We start from the raw sequence: 21,995 nt of genomic DNA, 5'->3' as shown, positions 1-21,995 counted from the left end.
GGGGCCTCAAGGCATACAGGGAGCGAAAGGCGCAGACGGAAAGGATGCCACCCCTGTACGTCCCAACCTATGGACGTCAAACGTTAAAATATACCCTAACATGGGGCACGGGGCAGATAATGTACACGTAACATACAAGGGAGATGGGGTCTACCGTGTCACTAAGCATGATAAGATGTACGTTGTTGTCTCTATGTACTCGGACAAGCTGCAAGAGGACAAAACGACAAAAACAATCATAACCTCCTGGCGTGTTGCAGGCGCATCTCGGCAAGAGCTCATCGACGAGAAGTACCTTAAAAACAAAAACGGACGCTATTACATTGCGAAAAATACAGAACACAAAGAAGTAAATGTACGGGGGACTCTGTACGCCCACCCTTGGCTAGGGGATGAAAATCACTGGATAGACGGAGATTGGATAGAGTTTGCTGACGTCAAGGTTGAGTTAGTAGAGGATGGAGACATACTAGAGCCTACGGCTTACATACCTAACATACCTAGCCTTGATTACCTAGCCGCCTCAACTGCACAAAAGATAACGCAAGAGAGCATCTATCTGTCACGCATACAAAACGGCATGGCAAGATACGATGACTTTAATCAGGTGCGGAAAATTGTCGAGGGGCATCAAGTCAACTGGGAGACCCTCGATGACAACTACCTGCGTCCCATCCGACAGTTACAAGAGGACCTCAAAAACAAGCAAAACGATGCGGATCGACGTCTAGGCAACGTTGAGCAGGATATTATCCGCTTTGCTTACCGCGCAGTCAATACAAACTCAAGCGAATGGACAGACTATACGCATACCGAGTACGTAGGAGGCGGATACAAACCCGATCCTTGGGGCGGGGGCGGAGTTGACGGTTATATACGGACGGTACACGACTACGAGATTTACCGGGCAATGGATGGTATCCCCTCTACCTACATTGAGCAAAGCAAAAAAGTATTGCGCGATAAAGAGTACAAAATAGGGGACAAGTATCACAGAGACGGCTCCGCAACAATTGTCTACGATATACAAAGCCTTAGTGGTATTGAGCGAGGACAAGCACGTCACTGGCGACTGTTTACAACGCCGTATGCGTCAACTGTACTGCGTTATGGCAATCGCACAACGATGGGCAACCAAGATATGCAGGGGCAGCAAATCGGGAGCTATTATAATGTGCACCTTAATAAGGGTACTACGTACGATATCTACGCATACAACGACGGGAGCAGCAAGTACAAGCTCTACATTATAACAAACGGATCCTATAAGTAACCATGAGCTACGACCGCTATACATACGCTAATAATCGCTACTCAGTCTCACTATACCGAGAGGGCGCATCGAGTACCGCTCCTGCGCGCCGAATCAAACTATGGGGAGAGAGCCCCCTTGTGGTCGAGCGGGATGCGAGACGCACGATGGACGCACGCTGGGGGACACGTACAGAGCTGCATCTTGTCTCGGAGACGCACTATGCTTACGAGCACATTGTGCTCGATGAGCGCGAGTGGTGGATGGAGGTCAAGACAGGTACTACCCTCATATTTAAGGGGCGAGTAGAGCGCGGGCTGTACGAGGAGCAGTACGACTCGATACCCTACGAGTGCACCTTGACTGCGAGCTGCGGTATCAAGCGGCTCGATGACTACCGTCTCGACATCGACGCGCTACCACGCACTGAGCGGCAAGTTACCTCCTTGTGGGAGGTGATTAAGGGCTGCCTTAGGCTTACCGGTCAGAGTGAGGTAGAGGCGGCCGGGGACGTTGCGCCCTGGCTCACTGCAGCACATATTAACGCAGAGATTTACCGCACGGACGAGGACGGACTTATATCGTCCGAGACGGCCGGAGAGGTACTAGATGGGATACTATCCTCTCTAGGGCTTGTGTGCTACCACACAGGTAGCAAATGGCGCATCGAGCGAGTCTCCCACCTTGCGACGTCAACACCCGTAGTCCTTGAGACCTCAGAGCACTACCTAGAGGGGACGCCCAGCCTCGAGACGGAGGCAGCCATGGGCTCCATCCGCATCAATCTCCCTGAGGAGAGGAGCCAAAATGTTTATCGGTTTAAGCCTACAACGCTCCCCCTACCTACCTGCCCCTACTTGGAGGACTACTTTAACGAGTCTATGCCGCCACTATTTACCCTATCCGCCTCTAAGGGTGTCGCAAAAAGGGCAACACGCCCCTCAGCGCGAGAGCAAGCGCGAGGGATGCAGGTACGTATCCCCTACGTCGCTAAGGAGGCGGTCGCTCTCAGTATCCCCTATAACCCACCGCTTGAGGCGACGGGTATAAAGATCGATATTGAGCTCGGATTTGAGGGGCTAGAGGATTGGGACGGCGACCTACTCGCCGTCGCTGAGATCAAAGCCGGCAATAGCAGGGAGCCGGAATTTATGAGTGCTCGAGGGGGCGTCTGCTACACAGCGACCGACAAAAAGGATCCTAAGCAGTTTCGTCGGCTCCCGCAGACCGCCACCGAGGTGCGCGATAACTCAATAATAGGGCAGCTCATATTTTGTATAGGGCAGGGCAAGGAGGGGGCGAATACCTTTAGGTCGGTGTGGTCGGTGACCCCAAAAGACAAGATGCAGTACCAAGCGTACTACAAGACCTCTATCAATGACTACCTACGCAACCACCTCCCTTACGCTAAAGTCTCTCGCTCCGAGCTCAATGGGGGCAAACTGGCAAAATTTGGCTTTGCCTCCGACCTCGTCTACCCTCAGACAATCGAGATACACGAGCAACGCAAGCGAGATAGGGGCATTAGCTACAAGGTCGATCTTACGACCCTTGCTGTCTACATACCCCTGCGTTTTTATGCTGTGCGAGATGGGCTCGAGGCGACAGAGATCGCCCCGACGACGGTGATGGTAGGACGTATCTACATCACGTACGAGTATGCCAACAAGGGCGAGTACGACCGCTTTGTCGTGGCCGATATGGGCAAGGCCTACTTGCGCAAAGGAGAGCCCATCGACTTAACCTACACGACTGCAATAAAGGGGGTAGCTCTCCCCCCGTCACTCAAGGGGCAACTCACCGACAAGGATGGTAAACCCCTGCAGGATCTCGGGGGGCGTACCGTCCCCGAGTGGGTCGCTGCCTCCTATTTTGCAACGATGGCCAAGCCGCACGACACCCTGAGTCTCACAACAGCCACCCCCACTCCCTACCCTGTGGGGACGCTGTTTAGGCTCCGTAACCGCCCCCATCACACCTACCGCCTCATGGGATCGCGGTACGATGCTCGACTAGGGACAAGCGAGCTCACTCTATCCGACGCCCCCTCACCCTTAGATGCTACGCGCTATGATCTATGACGACCTTGCCTTTGCCGTGACCCATTGCGGGCTGAGCCCCTCCGATTTTGCCCGCCTCACCACGGAGGAGTGGCACGCAATTGCTACGATGCAACTCAAGCGAGAGGAGCAGGAGGCGCACACCACCTGGGAGCAAGCGCGGAGCATTATGTACGCCTCCGTTGTCCCTCATCTCTCCTCTCCCATCTCCGCGCACGAGGCTTTTCCGCTCCCCTGGGACACTCTAAGAGAGGAGGCCCCTCCCAACATCATGACCCCCGAGGAGCTCCGCGCCATCGAGGAGCGATACCGATAAGACCCAACACACCAACCCTAATACTATGAGTCAATCTATCCATACTGCCACTATCCACGTTGACATCTCACAAGCCCTCACAGCGACCGATGACCTCGCTCGTGAGGTCTCGGAGCTGCAGTCTAAGGTCAATAGCGCGGGGGAGCAGGCGACACAAGCCGCCGAAGCGGCCGCAAATAAAACGACACAGGCAAGCGAGCAGACCCGAGACGCTAAGCAGCGCCTTACCAAGCAGACCAACGAGAGCCGAGATGCTCTCGACCAATTTGGCGAGCACGGGGAGCGGGCGGCAAACCGTATCTCTACGGCGATACAGACTATCGAGCTATCGGCTATTATCAGCCAAGTACAGGGGATAGCCTCAGCACTCGGAGATCTAGCAGCCCCCGCCATCAACTTTGAGCAGTCCATGGCCGACCTCTCGGCCATCACGGGGTCAGTCGGAGAGGAGCTCGAGGACCTCTCCAAGACCGTACGACGGGTCGGAGTGGAGAGCGGATTAGGAGCGTCGGAGTCCGCACGCGCCTTTGCCATCCTTGCGGGACAAATTGACGTGCCAATCGAGCAGCTCAAGGTGTTGCAGGAGCAGACCATCCTGCTCGCTCAAGCAGGGGCTCTCCCCCTTGAGGAGGCAAGCAACGCCCTTGCGGGGACGATCAACCAGTTTGGGCTTGAGGCGTCCGAGGCGGCAAGGATCGTCAACGTGCTAGCTGCAGGGTCAAGAGCCGGAGGATCGGAGGTTGTCGACCTCGCCGAGTCCTTTAAGGTTGCGGGGGCGGCCGCAAGTTCTGCCGGCGTGTCCATCGAGGAGACGGCCGCCGCGCTGGAAATCCTCGCCCAAAACAACACCAAGGGCGCCGAGGCGGGTACTGCCATGCGTAATATGCTTATCGCGATGCAGACCCGGCTCAAGATCGACATTACAAAGACGGGCTTTGCAGGAGGTCTACAGATCATCCAAAAACACCTTGATGGGATGAGCTCCGAGACCGAAAAGGCCACGTTCCTCGCCAAAACATTTGGTCGCGAGAACATCGTGGCCGCCCAATTTTTGCTCAAGAACGCAGAGGGCGTTAGGGCCATGACTAAGGAGGTGACAGGGTCAAATGCAGCCATCGAGCAGGCCAACATCCGTAACAGCACCTGGGCACATCGACTCGAGGTGATGCGCGCCCGGATGGACGAGCTGAAGATATCCATCAACGAGGCCACCGGAGGGATGCTGCCCTGGATGGCAGGCCTAGGAGAGCAGCTGGTACCCCTTGCGCAGCTTACCCCCCTACTTACCAATCTTAAGGGGGCGTTTAGCGGCATCAATAAGGTTCTAATCGGCTCTCCTCTCGGCAAATACGCCCTTATTTTTGGGGCTATTGCCGGTGCCATCTACATCGCGTACGAAAACAGCGAGACGTTCCGCGCAGCCTGCCAGGACCTGTGGCAGGCCGTACAGGAGACCGCGGGCGAGATGATGGAGCGACTTAAGCCGGCCTTTGACGCCCTTATCGGAGCGGTGCGTGACCTTATGCCCTCTATCACGCAGCTTATCTCGACCCTAGGGGGGCTATTAGCCTCTGCCCTCCGCTCCCTAATGCCGATTATCCGCACCATTATAGAGCTGTTTGCCCGTCTCATCCCTCCGATTGTTAAGATCATCGAGGCACTCATGCCTCTTGTGGACCTTATTATCCGCCTCCTTATCCCCGTCCTCGATAAGCTGGGCAAGCTCATCGAGAGCCTCGGACCCATCTTTGAGCTTTGGGGGTGGTGGATCGAGAATTTTGTGATTAAGCCCCTCGAGGTGGCAATCGGACTTGTGGCTGACCTCATCGACTGGATAGGCGACCTCTTTGCTACCGACCCTCCAACTGACAAAATCGAGGCTACCACACGCGCCATCGATGACCAAACCCGCGCTATCCGGGACAACAACCAGGCGCGAGGTGTACAGAGCCTAGGAGGAGCTGGCGGATCCTGGGGAGATGACAAAAAAGAGGCACCGACTAAGGTCGAGACACCTACCCACTCTCTATCCCTACCATCCACAAAAAAGGATAAGGGGGAGGAAAAGAAAATCTACAACCTCACAACGATTGAGGGCCTCACAAACAACATCTCTAAGCTGCAGGAGCAACTCAATAAAAGCAACAAAGAGGATGCCATCGCCCTGCAAAAGAAAATCAATGAGTATCAACAGATCCTCGACAAGCTCAAGGAGATTATTGCGATTGAGAGTAGAGCGAGTAAGCGTGTCGGCATCGGAGAGACCCTAGACAAGGCGGGCAAAGTCGCAAATAAAAACGACCTATTTGGCCGTGATAAAAAGCAGCAACAAGAGGACGCTAAAAAATGGGATGCCAAGGAGCTAGTGTCCGGGGCGGTCAACAAAGCCCCTGAGACCCTATACAATGCGACCAAAAAGAGCCTCGACAGAGCGCGCAAGGAGTGGGATCGATACGTAGCCGGAGTGCAAAAATCGGTGGGCAACATTGCCAATCTCGCCGGCACTATGGGAGGGATCATTGGCAACCTGGGGGATATGACAGAGAGCTCCATGCTGCAAGCTGCGGGAGCGTGGCTCGAGTGGGGGGCTAACGTGGCAAGCGTCATCAAGGACGCCCTCCCCAACCTCCTATCGCTCTTTAACGCTAACGTGGCCGTATCTGCCTCGGAGGCAGGTAAATCGCAAGCCGGTATCCCCGTTGTGGGCCCCATTATGGCAGCGGTGAGCATTGCAAGCATCATCGCCTCCCTCACCTCCATCCCTAAAGTTAACGCCTTTGCAGACGGGGGGATTGTGTACGGTCCCACGCTCTCCCTGACGGGCGAGTATGCAGGCGCAAGCAGCAACCCCGAGGTTATTGCCCCCCTCGACAAACTGCGCTCACTGATACAACCGATGAGCGCGGGAGGCGGAGGGCAAGTAGAGTTTAAGATCCGAGGGCGCGAGCTCGTCGGCATCCTCTCTAAGGAGGGCACTATACGTAAGCTAAGCTAATACTATGATTATTACAATTGACAGCATCAAGGCTCTCATAAGAGCCCTACAAGAGACAACATCCCTCGCCTACATTGCCCTTGATCAAGGGCAGTGTGACGAGTACCTCGATGAGCTTAAGCACCCGCCTATCAAGACCCCGGCGCTCCTTATTGCCCCTGAGGGCGAGGAGCGATGCAACGAGGATAAGGAGTGGGATCGATACCGTGCCGACCTCTCCCTCCGCCTCTACGTTAACCTCCCTCTTATTGCCTCGAGTGCTGCCCCCGACCGACATCTCGAGAGTTATGCCCGCTACCTCGACCTCATCGACGAGGTTATCAAGGCAGCAAAAAAGAGGGATGGAGATTAGAGGGGTATAAGGTAGGGGCAAGGGTAGAGAGTCTGCAGGAGACGAGGATACAGCTAGCGAGAGAGGTTTGGTGCGAGCCCTAAAACTCAAGATCGCCAAAAAGCGACGCCTGCACGGGGCGAGACTGAGCCGCACGCATTTGCGTCTGCTCCTCCTTAAGGTTAATGGCCATGATGCGGCGGAGGGTCTCATAGCACATCGGATAGACCGGATAGACCCACCTACGCCACACCTCGGCAAGACAGCGGTCCTGCCGCCCCGGCTCGTAGTACTCCCGTACTAGTTGCTGCACCATCTCAACGTGCCTTAGATAGTTTTCATGCTTCATATAGACAAAATCAATACCAAAGCACAAAGTTATAAACAAAATGAATACAAAGAAACCCTTTGCCCCGAAAGACCCTGCTAAGTATGACCATGCCAAGCGGTTGTATCTCGATAAGGTACCCCTCCGCGAGATTGCAGAGCGTCTCGGTATTACCCCGCAGACCCTCACAAAATGGAAAAAAGAGGGGGCGTGGCAAGAGAGCCGCAATGCGTCCCTCCTCTCTCCCAAGACCCTCTATAATAAGCTCCTCAAGCAGCTCGACGCCCTTATCGAACAAGGGGAGCCCATCTCGACAGCAGATGCGATTAGCAAGGTCTGCAAGCAGATCAAGAGCCTACAAAAAGAGGCAACCGTTGATGACGTCATTCTCGCCCTTACCGGGTTTGGAGATTGGCTCGTTGCAGAGGGTAAGCGGCTCAAGACAAGTCGCGAGTTTGTACAAGAGCTTACGCGATTGCAGGACATCTATATCCATCAGCTCATTGAGCGCGACAACCTACTAACACAGCAAGCAGATGATTAAGCGACCCAAAAGACAAGTATCGGTGGAGCTCCTCAAGCGTTGGGATGAGCGGGTGTCCCTCATCACCCGAACAACCTTTGACCTCGGGGAGTGTGAGGAGACCAAGGAGGAGCGCGTACGGCGCGCCAAGGAGGACTACAACTACTTCGTCCGTACCTATTTTTCGCATATCGCGCCTTGCGACTCCGCTAAATTTCACCTTGACGCGGCCAAATATATTGCAGGACATCCGAGGGCACGCGCCCTCTTCGAGTGGGCGCGCGGGCACGCTAAGTCTACGCACATGGGCTGCCTTATCCCCTTGTGGATCCTCGCACGAGGCGAAAATTTGTTTCGGTTTATTGTGCTGGTATCCAGCAGCAACGACAACGCCAAGGGGCTGCTAGCCGACCTCCAAGCGGAGCTTGCCAACAACGAGGCCTATATCCAAGACTTTGGAATCAAGGCAGACAAGGGTACCGAGTGGACCTCGGGCAAGTTTTCCTTGGCCGATGGCACCACGTTTGTGGCCATCGGTCGTGGCCAAAGCCCCCGAGGTCTCAAAAAAAACGGGCAGCGCCCTGACTATATCCTTATCGACGATATCGACGAAGACCAACTCAGCAATAACGAGAGCCGCGTCCGCAAGGCTTATAACTGGGTGATGGGGCCACTATACGGTACCATGGCCGGGGGGCGTGGGCGCCTTATCATGGTGGGCAATCGATTTGCAAAAAACATGATCCTCGCGCACTTTGCCAACATCAAAGACATATACCATACCCGTGTTAACATCATAGACAGCAAGGGCAATCCCTCGTGGGGGTATTACTCACGCGAGGATATACAAGCGATGCGCGATGAGCAAGGGGAGATCAGCTTTGCCCGTGAGTACCTTAACAATCCGATTGAGGAGGGAGCCGTCTTTAAGCCCGAGTGGATGCGATACACCAAGATCCTACCTCTCAAGGAGTACGTCAAGATCATAGCCTATACCGACCCCTCCTTTAAGTCGACAAAGGCTAACGACTACAAGGCAACAATGCTCGTCGGTAAGACCAAAGAGGGGTATTACCACGTCCTAAAGGCCTACGCAGGGCAATGCTCTGTCGCTGAGATGGTGGCTTGGCACTACGATATCGAGGCGTGGATTGCGCGCAAAAAAGGGCGCAAGCCGCCCCGCTACTACATGGAGGCGAACTTTATCCAAGACCTCCTACTCAAAGAGTTTAAGGATGAGGGTATTGCCCGAGGAGGGCGACAAATCCCCATCACGCCCGACAAGCGCAAGAAACCCGACAAGTACTCGCGTATTGAGACGATGCAGCCTCTTTTTGAGAGGGGATTTGTCCTCTTTAATGAGGAGGAGCGCGATAGTGAGGGACTAAAAATACTCATCGACCAGCTGCTCGCGACCGAAAAGGGGAGCCGTCTCCACGACGACGCCCCCGACGCCCTCGAGTCCGCGATATGGATGCTCAACAAGGTAGGGTCAGACCAGCGTAACTATACGACCTCCAAGCGTCCCGACCGACACTATTAACCGCCGTTTAACTTGTGATTAACTACCACTTAACCAATACCGATTATGCTCGTACAACAACAAGAGATGCTTACCGTCGTCGATGCCTACAAGCTCGAGGAGATGACTGACAATACCCCCGATATCACCCTCACCTGCCTCCGTGCCTCTGAGGCGCGGGTGCTTAGTTACCTATCCGCTAAGTACGACATCACCGCGATACAAGCCATGCCCTCTGACGCCCCTTGCCTTGCCGACATTAAGGAGATGATCAAGGATATAGCCCTCTACTATATCATGCGGAGACACAACGTAGATATCGCCTTTGAGCGAGTTGTCGAGGCCTACAAGCTGCACCAAGAGTACCTAAAAGGAATAGCGACAGGCACCCTCGGCATCGTAGGACTCCCACTTCGCAAGACCGAGGACGGGCGGATCGTATCCCACCTCACGATGGGCTCGCGCCCTAAAGTCGATTTTGAGTACTAACCCTAACCTAATCTAGCCATGGCACTACACAAAGCCACCGAATCACTCCTCGAAAAAATCATACAAAAACAAGCCTCGCAGACCTCGCGCGACATGCGCTCCTGGCGCGACGCTAAAAAGGAGGCAACCAAGCCCGATTTTCCGCGCCGCACGCGCCTTGTCGATATTATCGACGATATGCTGCACGACCTCTACCTCGCCTCCAAGATGGAGCTCAGAAGGGACCGGTCGCTGAACAAGCCCTTTGCCATCCTTGACGCTAAGGGCACGACAAACGAGGAGGTAACAAAGCTCCTTAGCGACTCCATCGCTTTTAATGAGCTCCTTACTATCCTATTTGAGACGCCCTACTGGGGGCACTCGCTCCTTGAGCTTACCCCCTCCTCGACGGACCTCTTTACCGTCTCGTTGCTCCCTCGTCGCCATGTTGTGCCTGGGTTGGGACTCCTCCTCCCCGACGTGGCCGACACAAAGGGGATCGACTACCGCGCGGATAGCCGGTACGGCACCTCCATCCTCGAGGTAGGCGCTCCGAGCGACCTAGGTATCCTCTTTGACTGTTGTCCCAACACCATTTTTAAGCGCTATGCCCTCAGCGCCTGGAGCGAGTTTGCTGAGACGTTTGGCATACCCCCTCGCACCCTCAAAATCGACACCGACGACCAAGAGGCGCTTGCTCGAGCGGAGGAGATGATGACGCGGATGGGACGCGCTAACTGGGCAATTATCGACAGCAACGAGGAGATGTCATTTGCGACCGGTGTCGCCGGCAATGGCGACATCTTCGAGCGCCTCATATGGGCGTGTAAGCAAGACATCTCGATTAAGATACTCGGGTGTACAATCGGAGAGGATACGGCTAACGGTAACTACAGCAAGGAGGAATCCTCTCTTAAGCTCCTCGACGCGAAATGCGCAAAAGACAGAGGTCTCGTCGAAAAAACAATGAACTCGACCATCCTGCCTGCTCTTGCCGCACTCGGACATATCCCATCAGGCCTCCGCTTTGAGTATCCCGAGGAGGAGGACAAGAGCGCACTATGGCAGCGCACGAAGGACATCCTCCCTTATTACGAGGTCGACGAAAAGTGGATCGAGGACAAATTCGGGGTGGCCGTGACCGGCAAGCGTGCCACCCTCGGAGAGGCTAATCAACTCACCGCCTCCGATCCTTTTTTCGGGTGACCCCCTCGAGGTATGAGCGATTAACCTCTATCCTCGAGGGGCTATACACCCCTATCCGCGTCGAGCTCAAGGGGGATGACGACCCCGACAAGAGCGGCCGCCTCCGCAAGGCCTTTAATCGCGCCAAAAAGTTTGTGCTTGAGCAGGGGGGCAAGATGACCCCCAAGATGCTACGCGAGAAGCCCATCCGCAAAGCTATTGAGGTGAGTGCTCGAGGGTACACCGCTAAGGTAGACCCCATCATACGAGACCTATCTAACTCGACGCAGCGTGCCCTGCGTCAAGACCTGCACACCTTTGCCGGCTTTAAGACATACCACCATCTGCAGGAGGTGGCCGGCCGGTCGCGCAACGCCGACGGCACCCTAAAGAGTTGGCAAGAGTTTGTAGTCGACACGGCTAAGATTGACGACAAGTACAATAAGAGCTGGCTCAAGGCTGAGTACGCCTTTGTCCAAGCATCCGCCCAAATGGCGGCCAAGTGGGAGCGATTTGCCCAATGGGGCGACGCGTACGACCTCTTATATAAGACGGCAGGCGACGAGAGAGTACGCGCCGACCATGCCCGCCTCAATGGTATGTGTCTCCCCTTTAGCGACCCCGCGTGGGACACCTGTTTTCCCCCTAATGGCTGGGGGTGTCGGTGCGATGTAATACAGGTAATCCCGGGGACACACCCTCGCTCTGAGAGCAAGGAGGTAGTCGACCTCATGGAGGAGATGACCCCCGGTAAGCAGGAGATTTTTAGGTTTAATCCCGGGAAAGAGGGGCGACTTATCCCACCTCGTCATCCCTATTACGGGAAAAATGGAAATAAAGAAAGGGAAGCTATTGAGAAGAATATTAATAGCAGCAACAAAACGGACTCTAAATATGCGGAAGAAGAAAGTCAAGCGAGGAAGCTATTAGAAGAGACTCCCAAACGAGATGATGGTACAAAATACATAAAATTTGGAGAGGGTGGTGTAACAATTAACCCCGGCATCCAAAAAGACGAGCGTTTCAAAAACCTTTATACAGCGGGATGGCTTGCGGAGAGGTACGCTCACGAAATCGTATTATACAAAGCAACGGGAGATGGTAACACTGCAGATAGCCGTAACATAACAGAGAATCGATTAGTCGAATATAAACACATTGAGAGCAACTCAAAAAATGCTTTCGACAAAAACATACAAACCGGAGCAAAACAAGCGGATCACCTTGTGTTGGTTATTAAGGGAGAGTACGATGAAAAAATAATCAAAGATACCATAGGATGGCGCACCCTAAAATATCCAAACATAAAAACTATACGTTTTATCATCAACTACGAACGAGATATTGAGATTACGAGAGAGCAGATAATAAGTCAAGACTACACCCTATAAAAAAAGAACCGCCAAAGTCTAAAAAACCCTGGCGGAGATCCTCGTGGTGTGCTAGGGAACACCCTAGCTCACCAATCTTTGACGCAAAGATAATAATAAAATCGGAATAAACAAATCATGGAACTAGATAAGCAAGACCTTGAGCGCTTGTTAGCGAACGACCTACTCGTCATCATGCAGGAGGAGACCGCTGAGGCATTTGTGCGTAAGGAGTGGGACGGTAAAGCGTGGCCTCCACGCAAGCACGAGGATGGCATCGGCTCTCTTATGCTGCGCAGCGGAGCACTGAGGCGGAGTATCACGGTCGAGGCGGATGGCAACCAGGTAGTTATCAACAGCAGCACTCTCTATGCTCATATACACAACGAGGGAGGGGTTGTACAAGTCCCCGTCACAACCAAAATGCGAAAATATTTTTGGGCGATGTATAAAAGCACAAAAGACCCTAAATACAAGGCGCTTGCCATCACTAAGCGCACGCAGCTTACCATCCGTATACCTAAGCGTCAGTTTGCTGGTGTTACGCGTCATACGCGCAAAAAATGGAGAGAGTCGGTCGACCTCCGACTCAAGAGCCTAGACCTAATCGGAGTGATCAAGGCAAAAATCCGATAACAAAAGAGGGGAATACAAGTAGATATTCCCCTCTTTTACTTGTGCTAACACCCTATTCTATATTGACGAAGGGAATTTTGAAGGGGGAACAGACTCCTTTGCATTTTTACTACTTAAAACCTGCTGCGTTTCTCGATATTCCATCGCTTCAGCTAACAATGTAAATTCGATAGTAGCTCCCATTTTCTTAGCTTCTTTCTCAATCATGTGTAATGGGACATGGAAAAATTCTTTGCGCGGATTTATCATATTTACCCTCATATCATCAAACTTATTATGCAAGGCAGACTCCATGGCTGGGGCATCCTCTGAAAAGATCATAGCATGAACATCAAATGGGAATGGTACAGACGCATCTCCTAGCTCTCGAACACGATCCATCGGTTCTAATCTTCTTGTCATTCCGATCTTGTAGACATCCTCCCCAAAAGAACCAATATTCGATATTACATAGACATACCCCATTTTTGTCTGTTGAGCCATTGATATAGCTTTTTGTTTGAGAGTTTCGGCATCCACAAGACCAGCTTCTAATTCTGCAATCCGAGACAACAATTTTTCTTGTTGTTCTCCAGCTGCTGTACCAAGTTCCTTTCTTGCCTTTTCGAGAGCCAACATATAGGTTTGTTGTTCTTTCTCTGCTTTTTGCCTAGCCCGTTCAGCATCTCTCATTGCCTTTTCCTCTTCCCTCATCTGCTCTCTGATAGCACGTTGCTCTTCCTGCTCTTCATGGCGTTTTACATGATATTCATGTGTTAGACGTAACTCATCAAGTTTCAAAGATTTGTAGCGAGGAGACAATGAAACACCTTGCGTCTTATACACTCTATTAATAGCATTAAAAGACTTTTCAATACGGTCCTCCATTCGAAGAATATTATTCCAATCCACACTAGCAATGAAGCTGTCACATTCTCCATTAAACGCCCTTAACATGAGTTGTTTTTCTCTTTTGACCATTGCAGCTCCTTGAGCTAAGCTATCATTCCATGTGATTCGGTCTCCACCAATAGCGGCAAGACCATCTTTAATCATCTCTTTTTGCTTATCCCTAACCTTCGCAATTTCGTCCTTGAATTTTTCCGAAGTTTCAAATTTAAAATGTGGTTTATACAATCCATATTCAATCATTTCAGAGTATTCCTCATATGCAGAAATCTCTGTACGTAGATTCTGAAAAACATTAAGGGCAATAGAATACTGCTTTCGTAATGAATCATATTCTTCTCGTAAGAGATTAAGCTCTGTTGTTACGTTAAGTATTGGTTCAAATGGAGATAGAGCCTCAATGCGTTGTTTGAGTAAAGTATTTTCTCGTTCAAGTTCGGCAATTTTTGCAAGTTCTTTCTTGTTGAATAGTCCCATAATTCCCATGTTACATATTATTGTACAAAGGTACAATTCTAGTGTGATAAAAAAGGGGTGCTGCATCTCCCGACGTAGCACCCCAACAAACTAAAAATAAGAAACTAACTAACCCTCAGGTACTGCTCCCTCTGAGAGCACCTTTATATTTTGTACTCTCGCTCAGTGAGCTCGAGTACAAAACGCAATCCGCCCTCCATCATGCACTCCTTGCGTACGACCGAGGAGCGTCGATTGCTCGTCCCGACAGTCCGCACAATAGCCGCGTAACCGCGACCACACTTAGCAAACTCAACACTCATACTGCAGATATATTTAGAGGGATTGTCATCCAGCCCGTGGCACCCTTAATCTCCGCTTGAACAAAGGTGCTGGAGGCGTAAGGCTGATAGCTGTCCTCGATGATTTTTACCCCCTCGAGGAGGCGCGGATCTTGTCGCTTATCAGCGAGCTGTCGTAAGCGGATCACTCGCGAGGGCTGCAAAGCTCCGCTCTTATTGCGCTCGAGGAGGCTCATGATCAGACCAACAAGTTGCGCGCTATCCTCATCCTTAGCTAGACTTGTAATATAGTCCTTAACCATCGCGATACCATCCTCCACCGTGTCGCGATAGTCGTCCACCATTCGGTTACCGAGCGTGATACGACACCGTGAGTCGGAGCTGGTAAAGGTGTGCGTGTATTGACCATCAGGCTTACATAAGCTCATAACCTCTCGCTTCATTCTGATAATCGTATCAAAATTGTCAAAGATGGTCTTTTTTATTGTTGTCATCTGCTCAGAGAGCTCCTTGAGTTGGTCGACCGCTGCAGCTACCTCATCGTCGACAAGACGAGCGTATTCTTCACGCTGCGCCTTGCGCGCTGCTTCCTCCCGCTCGCGGGCTTTTTGTGCTCTAAATTCTTCGTACTCAGCCCGCTCCTCGGGCGTCATGGTTACTTGTTCTTCCATAATCTTTATTTCATCTTAGTTAATCTTACCGGCAAGATGCTCATTTCCAGCATATGGTATACAATATTTATAGGTGTACCTAAAACACCTATATTTATATGGTTCTTCTTCCTTGCTCGCAAAGAGATCAACATTCCATTCTTGATCTTCTCTGTCGCGACCGAGTACACGTTCATAAGCCTTAAATTGGCATGCTTCATCTCGCTCTGAGACAGGGATCATTTCGAGGATTTTATTGATATTCTCCTCGCGACTCGAGTCACTAACAAAAACGTCCATCCAATGCCCCTCCAGGATCATTCCCTCTTGATTGACATACAAAAAGGGGAAGTCAGTATTTAGTATATATCTTGTTCCATCATACCACTTACACCCTAATGCAAATAGTTTTTTCTGGAGTTCGGCACTCTTGCCATTCACATAGACTTTGATGTTACAGACCCTGGGGTCTACTTTTACTTTTTCTGCTTCCATATTACTACTTATTTTAACGATTATATCTAATTGCTAGGGTTAGATTGATATGACAACTCTCGCACAGACGCAAGCCACTATGCCAAGGCGCATGGTAGAGATCTACTTTTGGTTTTTTCTTAACTCGTCCGTCATAGTTGTCTATAATCTGCTGTGCCTCGCTCTTGATTTGTTCGACCTCATGGTCAGTAAGGAGTTGATGTTTGTATCCCTCGGCGAGGGTCTGTAGCTGAGATTCTAACTTGTTTTTTGCCTGTGTGGTAAAAATGGTAACAAACCACCACTCCTCATGAGATTCTTTTTCTTGCCCTTTTATCATATCAACCATCCCTTTATAGAGCTAAGTGATAGGCTGAGTAGCTCTATATCCCTTGTCATCATACCTCGCCACGTCTGCAGATCTGACGCAGCCTCATCAAAGTCGTCTGCATTGATTATTACTGATATTGTCACCTTGCGAGTACGATCCCTTGCGTTGTCATACTCCAGCACTGCGCATCGCGCACGATACCACTTGTCGCGGTGCTTATCGCGATCATAAGAGGCAACAACTTGCTCTATCTTGACCTGCTTGATACTTAGTATCTCTACATCTCGATAAGAGCTAAGCTCGCTAAGCATTGCGATCTCAGCCTCATGCGACATGTAAGCAGAGACGATGTAGACCTCTGTTACTTTTTTAGCCTTGCCGAGGTCGTCTATACGCTCATAGCGTACCTTGACCTCATAATGCAGTTTTGTAGTCATAATTTATAGTGTTATTAATTTGTATATACCTACAGCATCGAGCACAGCCGAGCCAATTAAGCTCGTCCCGATAAATACATCTCCTGCCCTGCCCCATTTGTCATCACGCCTAAAACTCTTAACAAGGCCTAATACAAGCAATCCGCATATCCATGAGTGCACGAGTAACACGAGCACGCCTAGTATAATTAGTATCATCATCTCCTCAGCTTTTGATATTGTTTTTCTACTGCGATCATGTCCTTAATCTTATCGTTATAAGCAAAACACAAGCTCCTCAACCGCTGACGAGGGATGCGATTAAACTCGCGTATCCCACACGACCTGCAGGCTGTTGCCTTGATGTATGATATCGTAACCTCTCCCTTGCCACACATCAACAAAAACTTACCGACAACCGCGATCAACCGCTTACGCAGCGCATCCATTGAGTCGCGTCCGTCTCGCTTGTCGAGCTCACGCGCAAGGCAAGCGCACACGTCAATAAGCTGATGCTGCGAGAGGTCGACACTGCTCTCTACGTTGTACTGAGAGAGGAGAGCTCGCTTGTCCTCATCCGTCATACCCAGCTGCCCAGCGAGGGTATGATACTTCTTTACGAGATCCTTGTGGATCTTATCCATTACCTTAGTCTCTTTCATAGTCTTGTAGTTTTATTCCAAGTGTCTCTTTTATAGCCTCTTGTAGGTGCTTACGCGCTGCCTCTTGAGCCTCCGAGAGGTCGTAATACTTACCAATTATCTCCTTATAATCTCTCTTGAGGACACACACATTATCCTTGATCAAGATTACATATGTAACAAGCGGAGTGCGACAAGCAAGCGCAAAGGTGTCTGTATTATTGACCTGACGCCATCCTAACTCAATATCGTAGATGATATCACACTTAACGCTCTTGTGCATATCCTCAAACACGATATCTTCCGCAGCACGGACAGCGGATAAGACCTCATTTACAATTTTCCTCTCCTTATTATCATTAAACATCTTATCTAGATGCTGTCTAATAGCCTCTCTCATATGCTCGAGAGCTAACACATACCTATCCGCAATCATACTCCTCCTATCCTTTCTTCGTATTTCCATCCCTTAATCCTGAGTGCTTGCTTAGCCCTGCTTACATGGTCTTCGAGCGCGCGCTGCTTTGCCGCGTCGATGGTGGGGTAGGTCTCCTTACCCCCTCCTGCGTCGAGCACCCATTCACGCCCTCGAGGCTCTATCATGTAGACCATGTAGGGTGTTGTCCCGAGCCATGTACGCTGATCATACGACGACCAGCGTATGCCTTCAATTCTGATTTGTCCCATTTCTTCTTTATTTAGTATTCAACATAGCAAAATGACTGAGGAGGAGTGATCCCTGGATAAGCCTCTTGTAGCAGTCTAGGTCTAGGGTATGGACTAAATGAGCCTATCTGTATAGCATACCCAACGGATTTACCCCCAAAATATTCGTCGAAGCAGTCTTTAGAGATGCCCGATTGTAGTGCCGTCCGTTCCCAAAGCCTTTCAGGGGTATCACACAAGACGTCTTTCACGTCGATCTCTCCAACGACACGACAAACAGGGTTTGAGGAGTAGACAACAATCCTACTTATATTGCGATTCTTATAAATGGTCTTCCTGTATTCAAAGAGTTTCTTCCCTCGCATAATCTCTTCAACAAAAACGGGCTTAATCGACAATAAAATCTTCATACCTATTCATCCATTTCTGCGTTAAACTTCTTTTTTCGCGCCTCAAAGGCTATGTAATCCGCCCCTCCGTAGCCATCCTCTGTCGAGTAGCGAGTTTCGCATCGTGCGACCCCTCCTACCACTCTCACCTTGATATCCGCGTCGTGCTTGAGCTTGATTTGTTTGCTATTGTAAGCGTCCCCGTTGCGCTCTTGACCAATCAATACAAACAGCTTGGAGGGGTACTCGTGCCGCAAGGCAATGAGCTCGCTTGCCGGTGCGTCCTCGAGATACATCACAGAGTCTACAAAGACCACATCGGGGGATTTCTTCTTCGATAGCCGCTTGCGGAGCTCGGGGAGCGGCTCTCGGTCAAGCAGCATAATATGATTACCGCACTCTGCCATCCCGGCTCGACGCCATGCCTGCTGCATAGCAGGCGACAGACCTTGCTCGAGTGAGTTGTACGCCACCTTGCGTACAAACTCTGTGAGATACTTAGCGAGCTTAAGGCAATACATGGTCTTACCGCTCCCGCTCTTACCGTACACAAACCACATACCCCGTAGAGCCGGCCGCCCGAGATGGGCGAGCCATGCGCCCCCGAAATCCGCCAAGGTAAACTGTGCGGTAAGCACGTTACTATTAGAGTAAGTCTTAGCCATAACCCTATGCCGCCTCGCTCTTAGCTACGTATATAGCCCGCTTAACTCGACGCAGGTCGCCCTCGCTCTCCTTACTGATCTCGCGTATCTTGCGATCGCTCTCGATGCCGTTAGCGCGACACACTACCGCTACATCCTCCTCGCTGATACCCTCAAGGGCGACAAAGCGGCGACCGATGCGGCTGTATATCTCCTGATAGCCTCGTTTACCAAGACGCAGCCCCCGTCTAACACGACTCTCGAGGTAAGAGGTAGCACAAAGGACAATCCCGCACCGCCCCTCCAGCTGGTTATAAAGCGTGATAAAAAAGTAGAGCACTTGATCGCTCAGCTTATCCGCCTCGTCGAGGATAAGGAGGGGGCTATCCGTCTTACTCAGCGTCTCCACCACGTCCTCCATCATCTCGTTAATCGTGCATCCGGCCACGTTCGCCCCCATCGATTTGAGCAGCTTAGCAACAAAAGTGCGGCGGTTCCAATGCTCGCTACACACAAGATGGTAGATACTCCTGCCCCTCGAGGCGTAGTCCCTGCAGGCCTCTGTCTTACCGCTTCCGGCCTCGCCTACCACCGCTGCCACAAGGCTATCACGCTGCGCAGACGAGAGCAAAAAGGTCATCTCTTGATATGCCTGCGTCTCGGCCAGCACCCACCCCGACTCCTTGCGTCGTGTCTGCTTCTCGATGCTGCGCCACATCTCCTCCGAGATGCTCTCTAAGTCCGTCGAGTTGAGGATCTTGTTAATCGTCGCGCTAGATACGCCTACGAGGCTGTTTGCCGCCTTTTTCTGAGAGCCCTTGAGAGCGACATACGCTCTGAGTTGTTCCGTTATTTCTCGCTTATCCATATTGATAGTTATTAGTTGTTTCGTCTCTTTCTTTCGATCCAGCGCGGCAGTGAGTGTCGCGCAAAGTAGCTCCATGCAGCCACAAAGTTGCCCATCACTACTAGGTAATAGAGGGCAAGGGCAAGCGCACTCAAGTCCTCGCGAGGCTCTGCCATCAAAGACAGCCCCGTAATCAAGATCCATACCGTCTTGATAGTGTCTAATACAATCTCTCTCCGTCTCATATCTCTGTTTAACCCTCGATTAAACGCCGTTTAATCATAGTTTTTTTAGCCATTTTCTTTCTCTTTCGAGAGCGGTATCGCCCTCATCCTTTACCTGTGAGGTTACAATCTCCTCGTAGTCCTCCTCATAGTCTACCTCCTCACTCATTGTCCCGATCTCCTTACTCCGTTGATCCTTGTGTTGTCCCTTGCTATCCACGAGCAGGCAGCCCCCTAAAAAGCCCTTAATCTTAGCTTGATCAATCACCCCTGCCGCTATATCGTGACAGTCAGTAAGACGCGCTACCTGCTTACGCTCCAGCTCCTTATTGTACGCCTCGATGCGTGCCAGCTTAGCAGCGTCGCCGGGCTTACGCTCCACAAGTGCCATCGGTTGCACCTCCTTAGCCTCGAGGAGGTACTGACGCGAGCCGTCCGCATTGACCGCAAGGGCGGTACCGAGGTCGTCCGGGTCGTACTTAATTGTCCACTTTTCGGAGATGCTGCACTCACGGAGGGTGGGATCGAAGCAATCGTAATCCCTACGAGCCCCGAGCAGCGTCGGGCGAAATCCGTTAGCCTCGAGAGCGATCGTCTTACCTGTGTCAAGACCAAAATGCAGGAGATAACGATCTCGGGGCATCTCTAGTCGATACTCGTCTGAGAGAGCATTGAGGTAACCCTTGTACTCCTCGAGCTTTTGCCTGCGCTCCTCCTCGATGATCGCCGCAATCTGCTCTACCACCTCCTGCGAGGTTGGGAAATACTTGCGGTGCAGGTTAAGTGCCTCTTGGTTGGGTTGCTTACCCCCTCGGGAGGTAACCCCCTTACCTGCCCAGTTTACCTGCGTTTGGCAGTAGTGCGTGTTGAGGTAGTCAAAATAGGACTCAACCGGCTTTGCCTTAGCGTTGCCCACGCTCGCAGGGGTAACACGTGCCGCGATGGCAGCATACAGGGGCGTAAGGCTCTTAATTGCGTAGTTGTCCGTCTGTAGCTGATTGACGCGCAGGAGCGTACCCGTCAGCGACTTGATGTGTAGGATCGCATTACGCAACGCCGCCTTGATGAGAGCCGGGCTCTCGTGGTCACCCACCGCATACCCAACAGGGTAATTACAGCAGGGGTCAAGCACCACTACCACGGTCTTACGCTTGTGGTAGGTAGTTGCACCTCCGCTCCTGGGCTTATCCTTGTATAAGAGCTCGGCAGTCCATCCGTCCATGCTCCATATATAGCAAGCGGCAGTGGGTTTGCTACGCTTAACGGTCATCTGTCGATGAGCCCGATGCTGACGCACGCCCTTACGCCCAATCATGATAAGATTGTTGTGCTTGCGACGCCATACCCGCACCGTAGCCGCCGAGATAGCCTCCCAGCTATTGCCCTCTGCAATCTTATTGTAGAGAGCAGCTACCGCCGTGTCGTCTAGGTTGTTGTAGTGACCGATAAGGCTAAGCAATAGCCCCTCTTGCTCTTCGCCCTCTATCTTAAGAGCGTTGCGGTTTGCGAATTTTGCACTCACAAGAGCCTCATATCCGCGCTTGTTGTACTCGTTGTACTTGCGCTGCAGGCTCCGATCCTTGCGAGGGAGGCTATTCGCCCATCGCCCCTCGATGCGGGGGAGTGCCTCTGCCGCCCTCCGCCAAAAATCCGCCCGGGGGAGGCGTGGTTGACTCTGCTTGATTCGCTCTCCGTCCGCCTCCGTTATTAGCCTGTGATACGCATTGAGTATTGATGCATTGTTAGCGTACTCCGACTGCTTATCGAGCGGTAAGTGCCGCCCGTCCGACAAGAGGTACTCAGCATAGTACTGTACCGCTGCCATATCTAGCTCGATCTCGTCGACAAACATTTTACTCTCTTCTCTCTCCTTGAGGTCAGGGTAACGCTCGTACACTTGCACCTTATACCTCCAAGGGAGGCTGTCTAGATCATACAGAGCAGGAGTATCCTTACAGGCACGACGGACTTGACGCAGTTGCCCACGCACTACAAGCAGTCTTAGATAGCCGTCTGATATGATACCATCTAATTCTCTACTTGTTATTCCTATAGTCTTACCTTGATACTCCATAGCAACT

Annotated in this window: 26 protein-coding genes; 11 read left to right on the top strand and 15 right to left on the bottom strand. The window is 51.6% G+C overall.

The window, feature by feature from the left end:
- From POREN0001_RS09435 to POREN0001_RS05830, 5 genes are all read left to right on the top strand, one after another.
- Positions 1-1,273 (top strand): hypothetical protein (locus POREN0001_RS09435; RefSeq protein WP_169307832.1); only part of this gene is annotated, 1,273 nt, incomplete at its 5' end.
- Positions 1,274-1,275: 2 nt separating this feature from the next.
- The gene (locus POREN0001_RS05845) at positions 1,276-3,333 is read left to right on the top strand and encodes a hypothetical protein (protein ID WP_004333890.1); all 2,058 of its coding nucleotides are present in this window, start codon (positions 1,276-1,278) and stop codon (positions 3,331-3,333) included.
- Entirely contained in the window at positions 3,323-3,628 is a 306-nt protein-coding gene (locus POREN0001_RS05840) for a hypothetical protein (protein ID WP_004333881.1), read from the top strand. The genes POREN0001_RS05845 and POREN0001_RS05840 overlap by 11 nt, the downstream gene beginning before the upstream one ends.
- 25 nt (positions 3,629-3,653) lie before the next feature.
- Positions 3,654-6,623, top strand: a complete 2,970-nt coding sequence (locus POREN0001_RS05835; RefSeq protein WP_004334010.1) for a phage tail tape measure protein — start codon at positions 3,654-3,656, stop codon at positions 6,621-6,623.
- A gap of 4 nt (positions 6,624-6,627) precedes the next feature.
- Positions 6,628-6,975, top strand: a complete 348-nt coding sequence (locus POREN0001_RS05830; protein WP_004333969.1) for a hypothetical protein — start codon at positions 6,628-6,630, stop codon at positions 6,973-6,975.
- A gap of 79 nt (positions 6,976-7,054) precedes the next feature.
- Here the strand turns inward: POREN0001_RS05830 and POREN0001_RS05825 are convergent, their stop codons facing one another.
- Positions 7,055-7,303: a hypothetical protein gene (locus POREN0001_RS05825; protein WP_147286688.1), complete on the bottom strand. Its 249-nt coding sequence runs from the start codon at positions 7,301-7,303 to the stop codon at positions 7,055-7,057.
- A gap of 40 nt (positions 7,304-7,343) precedes the next feature.
- Here POREN0001_RS05825 and POREN0001_RS05820 point away from each other — a divergent pair, with 40 nt between their 5' ends.
- The 6 genes from POREN0001_RS05820 to POREN0001_RS05795 all read left to right on the top strand — a co-directional run bounded on the left by POREN0001_RS05820 (position 7,344) and on the right by POREN0001_RS05795 (position 12,986).
- Positions 7,344-7,826, top strand: coding sequence for a helix-turn-helix domain-containing protein (locus POREN0001_RS05820; RefSeq protein WP_004333928.1), 483 nt, complete (start codon positions 7,344-7,346; stop codon positions 7,824-7,826).
- The gene (locus POREN0001_RS05815) at positions 7,819-9,348 is read left to right on the top strand and encodes a hypothetical protein (RefSeq protein WP_040580922.1); all 1,530 of its coding nucleotides are present in this window, start codon (positions 7,819-7,821) and stop codon (positions 9,346-9,348) included. Before POREN0001_RS05820 ends, POREN0001_RS05815 begins: the two co-directional genes overlap by 8 nt.
- A gap of 45 nt (positions 9,349-9,393) precedes the next feature.
- Positions 9,394-9,816, top strand: coding sequence for a phage protein Gp36 family protein (locus tag POREN0001_RS05810; RefSeq protein WP_004333895.1), 423 nt, complete (start codon positions 9,394-9,396; stop codon positions 9,814-9,816).
- 18 nt (positions 9,817-9,834) lie between these two features.
- Complete coding sequence (locus POREN0001_RS05805) at positions 9,835-11,001, top strand: phage portal protein family protein (RefSeq protein ID WP_004333891.1); 1,167 nt, start codon at positions 9,835-9,837, stop codon at positions 10,999-11,001.
- Positions 10,998-12,371: a phage head morphogenesis protein gene (locus tag POREN0001_RS09060; protein ID WP_004333911.1), complete on the top strand. Its 1,374-nt coding sequence runs from the start codon at positions 10,998-11,000 to the stop codon at positions 12,369-12,371. Before POREN0001_RS05805 ends, POREN0001_RS09060 begins: the two co-directional genes overlap by 4 nt.
- A gap of 117 nt (positions 12,372-12,488) precedes the next feature.
- Positions 12,489-12,986 carry a phage virion morphogenesis family protein gene (locus tag POREN0001_RS05795; protein ID WP_004333997.1) on the top strand — a complete coding sequence of 166 codons (498 nt, stop codon included), beginning with the start codon at positions 12,489-12,491 and terminating at the stop codon, positions 12,984-12,986.
- 57 nt (positions 12,987-13,043) lie between these two features.
- Here POREN0001_RS05795 and POREN0001_RS05790 read toward each other — a convergent pair whose 3' ends face one another.
- The 14 genes from POREN0001_RS05790 to POREN0001_RS05725 all read right to left on the bottom strand — a co-directional run bounded on the left by POREN0001_RS05790 (position 13,044) and on the right by POREN0001_RS05725 (position 21,988).
- Entirely contained in the window at positions 13,044-14,351 is a 1,308-nt protein-coding gene (locus tag POREN0001_RS05790) for an SNIPE associated domain-containing protein (RefSeq protein WP_169307831.1), read from the bottom strand.
- A 143-nt stretch (positions 14,352-14,494) separates the two neighbouring features.
- Complete coding sequence (locus POREN0001_RS09385; protein ID WP_004333985.1) at positions 14,495-14,653, bottom strand: hypothetical protein; 159 nt, start codon at positions 14,651-14,653, stop codon at positions 14,495-14,497.
- Complete coding sequence (locus tag POREN0001_RS05785; protein WP_004333889.1) at positions 14,650-15,303, bottom strand: DUF3164 family protein; 654 nt, start codon at positions 15,301-15,303, stop codon at positions 14,650-14,652. Before POREN0001_RS05785 ends, POREN0001_RS09385 begins: the two co-directional genes overlap by 4 nt.
- A 15-nt stretch (positions 15,304-15,318) precedes the next feature.
- Complete coding sequence (locus POREN0001_RS05780; protein ID WP_004333909.1) at positions 15,319-15,777, bottom strand: hypothetical protein; 459 nt, start codon at positions 15,775-15,777, stop codon at positions 15,319-15,321.
- Between the two features lie 13 nt (positions 15,778-15,790).
- On the bottom strand, positions 15,791-16,096 hold the full coding sequence (locus POREN0001_RS05775; RefSeq protein WP_147286689.1) for a hypothetical protein: 306 nt from the start codon (positions 16,094-16,096) through the stop codon (positions 15,791-15,793).
- A complete protein-coding gene (locus POREN0001_RS05770; protein WP_004333884.1) occupies positions 16,093-16,524 on the bottom strand; it encodes a DUF4494 family protein in 432 nt (143 codons plus the stop codon). The genes POREN0001_RS05775 and POREN0001_RS05770 overlap by 4 nt, the downstream gene beginning before the upstream one ends.
- A 197-nt stretch (positions 16,525-16,721) precedes the next feature.
- Entirely contained in the window at positions 16,722-17,165 is a 444-nt protein-coding gene (locus POREN0001_RS05760) for a hypothetical protein (RefSeq protein WP_115321422.1), read from the bottom strand.
- Positions 17,152-17,580, bottom strand: a complete 429-nt coding sequence (locus POREN0001_RS05755) for a hypothetical protein (protein WP_004333939.1) — start codon at positions 17,578-17,580, stop codon at positions 17,152-17,154. The genes POREN0001_RS05760 and POREN0001_RS05755 overlap by 14 nt, the downstream gene beginning before the upstream one ends.
- Positions 17,577-17,831, bottom strand: a complete 255-nt coding sequence (locus POREN0001_RS05750) for a hypothetical protein (RefSeq protein WP_040580916.1) — start codon at positions 17,829-17,831, stop codon at positions 17,577-17,579. Before POREN0001_RS05750 ends, POREN0001_RS05755 begins: the two co-directional genes overlap by 4 nt.
- Positions 17,832-17,842: 11 nt before the next feature.
- Positions 17,843-18,220 carry an ASCH domain-containing protein gene (locus tag POREN0001_RS05745; protein ID WP_040580912.1) on the bottom strand — a complete coding sequence of 126 codons (378 nt, stop codon included), beginning with the start codon at positions 18,218-18,220 and terminating at the stop codon, positions 17,843-17,845.
- A gap of 2 nt (positions 18,221-18,222) precedes the next feature.
- The gene (locus POREN0001_RS05740; RefSeq protein ID WP_004334001.1) at positions 18,223-18,864 is read right to left on the bottom strand and encodes a P-loop NTPase family protein; all 642 of its coding nucleotides are present in this window, start codon (positions 18,862-18,864) and stop codon (positions 18,223-18,225) included.
- Between the two features lie 4 nt (positions 18,865-18,868).
- Entirely contained in the window at positions 18,869-19,711 is an 843-nt protein-coding gene (locus tag POREN0001_RS05735; protein WP_004334008.1) for an AAA family ATPase, read from the bottom strand.
- 11 nt (positions 19,712-19,722) lie between these two features.
- Positions 19,723-19,935 (bottom strand): hypothetical protein, encoded by a 213-nt coding sequence (locus tag POREN0001_RS05730; RefSeq protein ID WP_004333883.1) that lies wholly within the window; start codon positions 19,933-19,935, stop codon positions 19,723-19,725.
- A gap of 34 nt (positions 19,936-19,969) precedes the next feature.
- The gene (locus POREN0001_RS05725; protein ID WP_004333949.1) at positions 19,970-21,988 is read right to left on the bottom strand and encodes a hypothetical protein; all 2,019 of its coding nucleotides are present in this window, start codon (positions 21,986-21,988) and stop codon (positions 19,970-19,972) included.
- Between the last annotated feature and the right edge of the window lie 7 nt (positions 21,989-21,995).

This window comes from Porphyromonas endodontalis ATCC 35406 (assembly GCF_000174815.1).
In the GTDB taxonomy this organism is placed as follows: domain Bacteria; phylum Bacteroidota; class Bacteroidia; order Bacteroidales; family Porphyromonadaceae; genus Porphyromonas; species Porphyromonas endodontalis.
The sequence above is the reverse complement of the archived record's forward strand: the minus strand, read 5'-3'. Positions and strand labels throughout refer to the sequence as shown.

Bases quoted from the DNA above. Each gene is read 5' to 3' on its own strand.
- POREN0001_RS05750 (WP_040580916.1), bottom strand. From the start codon at position 17,831: ATGGGACAAATCAGAATTGAAGGCATACGCTGGTCGTCGTATGATCAG.
- POREN0001_RS05840 (WP_004333881.1), top strand. From the start codon at position 3,323: ATGATCTATGACGACCTTGCCTTTGCCGTGACCCATTGCGGGCTGAGC.
- POREN0001_RS05785 (WP_004333889.1), bottom strand. From the start codon at position 15,303: ATGGAAGAACAAGTAACCATGACGCCCGAGGAGCGGGCTGAGTACGAA.
- POREN0001_RS05735 (WP_004334008.1), bottom strand. From the start codon at position 19,711: ATGGATAAGCGAGAAATAACGGAACAACTCAGAGCGTATGTCGCTCTC.
- POREN0001_RS05830 (WP_004333969.1), top strand. From the start codon at position 6,628: ATGATTATTACAATTGACAGCATCAAGGCTCTCATAAGAGCCCTACAA.
- POREN0001_RS05760 (WP_115321422.1), bottom strand. From the start codon at position 17,165: ATGAAAGAGACTAAGGTAATGGATAAGATCCACAAGGATCTCGTAAAG.
- POREN0001_RS05835 (WP_004334010.1), top strand. From the start codon at position 3,654: ATGAGTCAATCTATCCATACTGCCACTATCCACGTTGACATCTCACAA.
- POREN0001_RS05815 (WP_040580922.1), top strand. From the start codon at position 7,819: ATGATTAAGCGACCCAAAAGACAAGTATCGGTGGAGCTCCTCAAGCGT.
- POREN0001_RS05730 (WP_004333883.1), bottom strand. From the start codon at position 19,935: ATGAGACGGAGAGAGATTGTATTAGACACTATCAAGACGGTATGGATC.
- POREN0001_RS05770 (WP_004333884.1), bottom strand. From the start codon at position 16,524: ATGACTACAAAACTGCATTATGAGGTCAAGGTACGCTATGAGCGTATA.
- POREN0001_RS09385 (WP_004333985.1), bottom strand. From the start codon at position 14,653: ATGAGTGTTGAGTTTGCTAAGTGTGGTCGCGGTTACGCGGCTATTGTG.
- POREN0001_RS05790 (WP_169307831.1), bottom strand. From the start codon at position 14,351: ATGGGACTATTCAACAAGAAAGAACTTGCAAAAATTGCCGAACTTGAA.
- POREN0001_RS05810 (WP_004333895.1), top strand. From the start codon at position 9,394: ATGCTCGTACAACAACAAGAGATGCTTACCGTCGTCGATGCCTACAAG.
- POREN0001_RS05805 (WP_004333891.1), top strand. From the start codon at position 9,835: ATGGCACTACACAAAGCCACCGAATCACTCCTCGAAAAAATCATACAA.
- POREN0001_RS05780 (WP_004333909.1), bottom strand. From the start codon at position 15,777: ATGGAAGCAGAAAAAGTAAAAGTAGACCCCAGGGTCTGTAACATCAAA.
- POREN0001_RS05775 (WP_147286689.1), bottom strand. From the start codon at position 16,096: ATGATAAAAGGGCAAGAAAAAGAATCTCATGAGGAGTGGTGGTTTGTT.
- POREN0001_RS05825 (WP_147286688.1), bottom strand. From the start codon at position 7,303: ATGAAGCATGAAAACTATCTAAGGCACGTTGAGATGGTGCAGCAACTA.
- POREN0001_RS05795 (WP_004333997.1), top strand. From the start codon at position 12,489: ATGGAACTAGATAAGCAAGACCTTGAGCGCTTGTTAGCGAACGACCTA.
- POREN0001_RS05755 (WP_004333939.1), bottom strand. From the start codon at position 17,580: ATGATTGCGGATAGGTATGTGTTAGCTCTCGAGCATATGAGAGAGGCT.
- POREN0001_RS05820 (WP_004333928.1), top strand. From the start codon at position 7,344: ATGAATACAAAGAAACCCTTTGCCCCGAAAGACCCTGCTAAGTATGAC.
- POREN0001_RS05725 (WP_004333949.1), bottom strand. From the start codon at position 21,988: ATGGAGTATCAAGGTAAGACTATAGGAATAACAAGTAGAGAATTAGAT.
- POREN0001_RS05745 (WP_040580912.1), bottom strand. From the start codon at position 18,220: ATGAAGATTTTATTGTCGATTAAGCCCGTTTTTGTTGAAGAGATTATG.
- POREN0001_RS05845 (WP_004333890.1), top strand. From the start codon at position 1,276: ATGAGCTACGACCGCTATACATACGCTAATAATCGCTACTCAGTCTCA.
- POREN0001_RS05740 (WP_004334001.1), bottom strand. From the start codon at position 18,864: ATGGCTAAGACTTACTCTAATAGTAACGTGCTTACCGCACAGTTTACC.